Below are 4,824 nucleotides of genomic sequence, written 5' to 3' on the forward strand. Positions count from 1 at the left end.
TTTTAGGGGTGGGGAAAGGGAGAGAAAACCAGCCCTTTTTTAAGAGGTCAAAAATGTGCAATAAACTGTATTGATAATATAAGCCCCCTATAGGTGTTTTGGAGGGGAGAAAAAGGTGGTGGGAATATGGCAAAAAAACCGACTGAAAAGCAGTTGTATAAGCTGAAAAATGAATGGCTGGGGCAGTTCTTTGAGGAAGTGAAGCCGAAAGAGTTTTATCGGGCTGTTTTTCCAGAGGGAAGTTTTGAGAGAAAGGGGCATTTTGAGGACGGAAAGGCAAATGGCATTATAACCATAGTTGAGAATGATAAGGCGAAGAATCGGATTGTATTTGATGATTTGTCGGTCATTGATGAGGTCAAGGGGGCAGAGTTTGCTGTCATGTCCCCTGTGGCGTATTCCGGCAGAAATCGGACGGCAGCCAATGCAAGGTGGCTGTATGGGATAGCGATAGACCTTGACGGGGTGGAGATGCCGCAGCTCCGTGATGTGTTCCATCAAATGAACCATGATATTATCCCGAAATGCACTTACTGTATTAACAGCGGTCACGGGCTGCATTTATATTATCTGCTGGAAAAGCCGGTTCCCTTGTATAAGCATTTGCAGGATAAGCTTCGAGAGTTCAAGTATGAGCTGATTGCGAAAGTCTGGAACCGTTATACAAGCACTTTCACAGAACGGGAACAGGTTCAGTATCAGGGGATTTTTCAGGGCTTCCGTATGGTTGGAACGCAGTCAAAGCTGGGAAAGAGATACCCGGTAAAGGCTTTTGAAACGGGCGAGAGAGTGACGATTGAGTATTTGAACGGGTATCTTATGGATAAGAGCAAGGCGGTCACGGATTTTCACTATAAGAGCGATTTGAGTCTTGCCGAAGCCCGGAAGAAGTACCCGGAATGGTATGAAAAGCGAATTGTGCAGGGGGAGCGCCGTGAGCGCTGGCATGTCAAAAGGGACTTATATGATTGGTGGCTGCGGAAAATAAAAGAGGGGGCTTCTGTAGGGCACAGATACAGCTGCCTTTGCGTTTTGGCGTCCTATGCCGTTAAGTGCGATATTCCGGAAGATGAGCTTTTTACAGACGCTTTTTCCCTATTGCAGTTCCTTGATGATATGTCAGATGATGAGCATAACCGCTTTACCAAGCGTGATATACTGGACGCCATGCAGTTTTATCAAGAGAATTATGTCACATACAGTCGCAGGGAAGCCGAAAGAGTATCGGCTATTGCTATGCCAGCAAGCAAACGGAACGGAAGAAAACAGGCTGAACATTTAGAGCGTGCAAGGTTGGTACAAACATTGGATTATCCAAATGGAGCATGGAGAAATAAAGAGGGTAGACCAAAAGGCAGCGGAGAAAAGTCGAAGATTGTCGAAGAATGGAAACAGCAGCATCCGGACGGAAAGAAGATAGATTGTGAGAGAGAAACTGGGCTTAGCCGGCATACTGTATTGAAGTGGTGGAAGTAGGGTATACTTGAAATGCCGAAAGGCATATGCTATAATACCAGTAGGCGAAAATGACAGAAGTGCTCATGTGGCACAGCAAAAAGCCCCGGAGGTTGCGACTCCGGGGCTTTTCTATTCCGTTCTGGGTGGGTGGCTTAATCCCAAGGCTGGCTACCAGTTATTCTTCTCCGTCCAACCATTTGCAGATGTAGTAGGCAACTACACTTGCCAAAACAGAGAGAAAAAATGACAGAAGTTCACTCATGCGGTTCACCCCCTTTCTCTACCTGTCTGGGGGCGGTAGCGTCGTTCATTATATCACAGGGGCAGAAATGCCACAAGAAGCCATTTCCCCTTGTTTATTATCAAAGCCATAAGGAAAAGAGTGTCAAGGGCGGTCATAGACCGCAGCGTTTACCCTTGATACTCTTTTTTGTTGGCTATAATGCCGGAGGGGAAAACGGCTGTCCGTCCGTTTCGTTACTTCCCCCTGTGCTTCATTGTCCGTTCCGGCGGAAGAAAGTAAAGGGTGGTCTGCGACCATTTTTTATCTGCTGTACTCGCTGATCGGCAAGCCGAAGCTCATACTGCAGATAAAAAACAAGCCCTTGACTGTCTCCCTCCTACACTTTCAAAGTCGCCCAAGAGGAAGTAAGCTCCACTATATTCTTGGCAGAATATACGCACGAATATATCCGCTTGATATAGGGTGTCTATCATGCTATAATATGTGTAGCGGATATATTGCAAGTTCCCTAAAGTGTTACCACTTTAGAACTTGTGAGGGTGGCAAGCCCCCCTTCAATCCCCCTTTTAAACGAGCCGGAAGGCTCATAATATGACGGTGGTAGCACCGAAGAAAGAGAGGTCAAAGGCATGAAAAAAGATATGGATAAAATTCAGTTTGAGTACAGATACGAGGTGCAGGAGCTGATGAAAGTAATTGATAAATATGTAAAACAGAATCCGGCAGAAAAGGAAAATAAGACGCTGGAGCGTTTCTTTGACCTACTTGATGTCATGGATATGGAGTGGTAAGGGTATGAACAAGACAAGACCAAAGCAGCTATCATTCCGGGTAAGTGAAGAAGAATACCAGCAGCTACAGGAGAAGATTTCAGAGAGTGGAAAGAACCAGCAGGAATATATCCTTTCCTGTGTGCTGGAGAAGCAAATCGTGAATACGGACGGTATCAAGGAACTTATCCCGGAACTGAAACGGATAGGGAACAACCTCAACCAGATAGCAAAGCGGTGTAATGAGGGGGGAATGTTGCCGAGTGAAGCGGAAGTGCGGAAGCATGGAGAGGAGCTGAACAAAGTATGGCAGTCATTAAGGCGGTATCTTCAAAGGCGGGCATAGGGCACGCCATAGATTATGTGACAAAAAAAGAAAAGACAGAGGAGAAGCTTGTCAGCGGTCTGCATTGTGAGCCGGAGACGGTCAAGGAAGAAATGCAAGCCACAAAGGAGCTGTGGGGCAAGACGGATGGAAGAACCTATAAGCATTATGTGCAATCCTACCATGAGGACGAGGAAATAACCCCGGAGCAGGCTCACAAGAACGCTGTCGAGCTGGCAGAGCATACAAAGGCATGGAAAGGGCATGAAGTTCTGATAGCCACGCATATAGACAAGGGGCATATACACACGCATTTTATTGTCAATTCCGTAAATTATGAGGACGGTCATAAGCTCCAATGGAGTAAGCACGACCTTAAAGACCTAAAGGAACGGTGCAACGAGCAGAGCCGGGAACAGGGCTTGCATGTGCCGGAGAAAGGAAAGACCTTTGCTGGAGAAGTCCGGGAAGAAACGGTGGCATGGAGCAAAGACACCTACCAGCTTTTGAAACAGGCAGAGCAGGGAAAGGTCAAAAGCTATGTGCAGGATATTGCCCTTGCGGTGCTGGACTGTAAGGAAACAGCGACCAGCCGGGAAAACTTTATCCGGATGATGAATGAAAGAGGGTACGGCGTAGACTGGCAGGACAGCCACAAGTACATCACATATACCGACTTAGCCAGGGAACAGGCAGGAGAAAAGGCTTGTAAAATCAGGGATAACAAGCTGGAAAAATACTACAATATGGATTTTGGAAAGGAGAGTATGGAGCATGAGTTTGAGAGAAATGCACGAACAGCAGAAGCAGAGCAGTCCAAGAGAGCAGCTTCAAGAGTTAAACCGACAGAGCCGGACAGAGCTGGAAAACAGTCTGCTCAAAGAAGCGTTGGCGATGTCGAGCGAGAACTGCGAGGAATTGATGAAGCAGTCAAATCAAGAACAAGTAAGGGCAGAGCAGAACAGGCAGAGAGACGCAGAGCAGAACAGGAAGCTCATCAGCGAGCTGAAGCAGAGCGTAGAGCTGCTGAAGAACAGCAACGAATTGCTTCAAGACGCTATATCGGGCGAGATTGGGAGCCTGAAAGATGAGGTTAAGGAAAACACCGTCCAAGAGGTTAGAAAGGCGTTACAGGCGAATATAGAGGCTATACAGAGGGCTACAAAGCTTCTTGAGAAGCAGTCTGATACACTTACAAGCGTGATGAAGCAGAAGATCCGGGAGCTGGAGGAAAGCAAGAACAGCTTTTTCAGATATGAGGGCTTAAAGCTGTACCTGTTTTGGGGCGGTATGGTCTGTAATATTTTAGTGTTTCTTATGCTGTTATATGGTATGCTTGGTAAGTAAAAAGAAATCGACAAATCGGAAGGTTGAGAAAGGAGATTAGTCAATGAAAAAAATATTAGGAATCGTTGCTGGTATTGTTGGAATAATATCTGTTATTGTGGGTGTTGCATTGAAGATGAATAATAATGCTATTGCTATAATCGGAGGTGCAGATGGTCCTACCTCGGTATTTGTCGCAGGAAAGTTGAATAGTGTTCTTGTCAGCATCTTGCTTATTGCGATAGGTGTTGTGATGTTGATAGTAGCGATAATTTTTTATTTGAAGAGAAAAAGGTAAAATAATGTAGTGATAAGATAAGCGGTCAAGGCGAGAGGGAGTGAGGTGTAAAAGACTATGGAGAAAGAAAAAAGAGAGCAGGAGAGCTGCACAAGCTGCGCTTATAGGAAAGATTGGTATTGTCCCGTTGCCGGAGACCGTGTAAAGAGAGAGGGGCACTGTTCTGAATACGAGAAAAGTGAGATTGCGAAGGAAAAGTAGCAGTGCTATAATGGCAGGGAAAGGGAGAGAAAACCAGCCCTTTTTTAAGAGGTCAAAAATGTGCAATAAACTGTATTGATAATATAAGCCCCCTATAGGTGTTTTTAGGGGTGGGGAAAGGGAGAGAAAACCAGCCCTTTTTTAAGAGGTCAAAAATGTGCAATAAACTGTATTGATAATATAAGCCCCCTATAGGTGTTTT

Annotated in this window: 7 protein-coding genes; all 7 read left to right on the plus strand. The window is 45.6% G+C overall.

Translation table 11 applies throughout. The features are described from left to right. Positions 1 to 126: 126 nt before the first annotated feature. Positions 127 to 1,476 carry a hypothetical protein gene (locus tag OCV72_RS16320; RefSeq protein ID WP_055154201.1) on the plus strand — a complete coding sequence of 450 codons (1,350 nt, stop codon included), beginning with the start codon at positions 127 to 129 and terminating at the stop codon, positions 1,474 to 1,476. A gap of 855 nt (positions 1,477 to 2,331) precedes the next feature. Beyond that, complete coding sequence (locus OCV72_RS16325) at positions 2,332 to 2,493, plus strand: hypothetical protein (RefSeq protein ID WP_007885225.1); 162 nt, start codon at positions 2,332 to 2,334, stop codon at positions 2,491 to 2,493. A gap of 4 nt (positions 2,494 to 2,497) precedes the next feature. Then, complete coding sequence (locus OCV72_RS16330; RefSeq protein ID WP_009256578.1) at positions 2,498 to 2,818, plus strand: MobC family plasmid mobilization relaxosome protein; 321 nt, start codon at positions 2,498 to 2,500, stop codon at positions 2,816 to 2,818. Then, positions 2,779 to 3,888: a relaxase/mobilization nuclease domain-containing protein gene (locus OCV72_RS16335; protein ID WP_055154202.1), complete on the plus strand. Its 1,110-nt coding sequence runs from the start codon at positions 2,779 to 2,781 to the stop codon at positions 3,886 to 3,888. Before OCV72_RS16330 ends, OCV72_RS16335 begins: the two co-directional genes overlap by 40 nt. Then, positions 3,842 to 4,144, plus strand: a complete 303-nt coding sequence (locus OCV72_RS16340; RefSeq protein WP_008399594.1) for a prefoldin domain-containing protein — start codon at positions 3,842 to 3,844, stop codon at positions 4,142 to 4,144. Before OCV72_RS16335 ends, OCV72_RS16340 begins: the two co-directional genes overlap by 47 nt. Before the next feature lie 43 nt (positions 4,145 to 4,187). After that, a complete protein-coding gene (locus tag OCV72_RS16345) occupies positions 4,188 to 4,421 on the plus strand; it encodes a sodium ion-translocating decarboxylase subunit beta (protein WP_008399593.1) in 234 nt (77 codons plus the stop codon). A 57-nt stretch (positions 4,422 to 4,478) separates the two neighbouring features. Further along, positions 4,479 to 4,622 carry a hypothetical protein gene (locus OCV72_RS16350; protein ID WP_008399592.1) on the plus strand — a complete coding sequence of 48 codons (144 nt, stop codon included), beginning with the start codon at positions 4,479 to 4,481 and terminating at the stop codon, positions 4,620 to 4,622. The last annotated feature ends 202 nt before the right edge of the window (positions 4,623 to 4,824 follow it).

It is taken from the genome of Dorea amylophila (assembly GCF_025567265.1).
GTDB lineage: Bacteria > Bacillota > Clostridia > Lachnospirales > Lachnospiraceae > Dorea_A > Dorea_A amylophila.

Coding starts and splice junctions, on each gene's coding strand:
- OCV72_RS16320 (WP_055154201.1), top strand. CDS start 127: ATGGCAAAAAAACCGACTGAAAAGCAGTTGTATAAGCTGAAAAATGAA.
- OCV72_RS16325 (WP_007885225.1), top strand. CDS start 2,332: ATGAAAAAAGATATGGATAAAATTCAGTTTGAGTACAGATACGAGGTG.
- OCV72_RS16330 (WP_009256578.1), top strand. CDS start 2,498: ATGAACAAGACAAGACCAAAGCAGCTATCATTCCGGGTAAGTGAAGAA.
- OCV72_RS16335 (WP_055154202.1), top strand. CDS start 2,779: ATGGCAGTCATTAAGGCGGTATCTTCAAAGGCGGGCATAGGGCACGCC.
- OCV72_RS16345 (WP_008399593.1), top strand. CDS start 4,188: ATGAAAAAAATATTAGGAATCGTTGCTGGTATTGTTGGAATAATATCT.
- OCV72_RS16350 (WP_008399592.1), top strand. CDS start 4,479: ATGGAGAAAGAAAAAAGAGAGCAGGAGAGCTGCACAAGCTGCGCTTAT.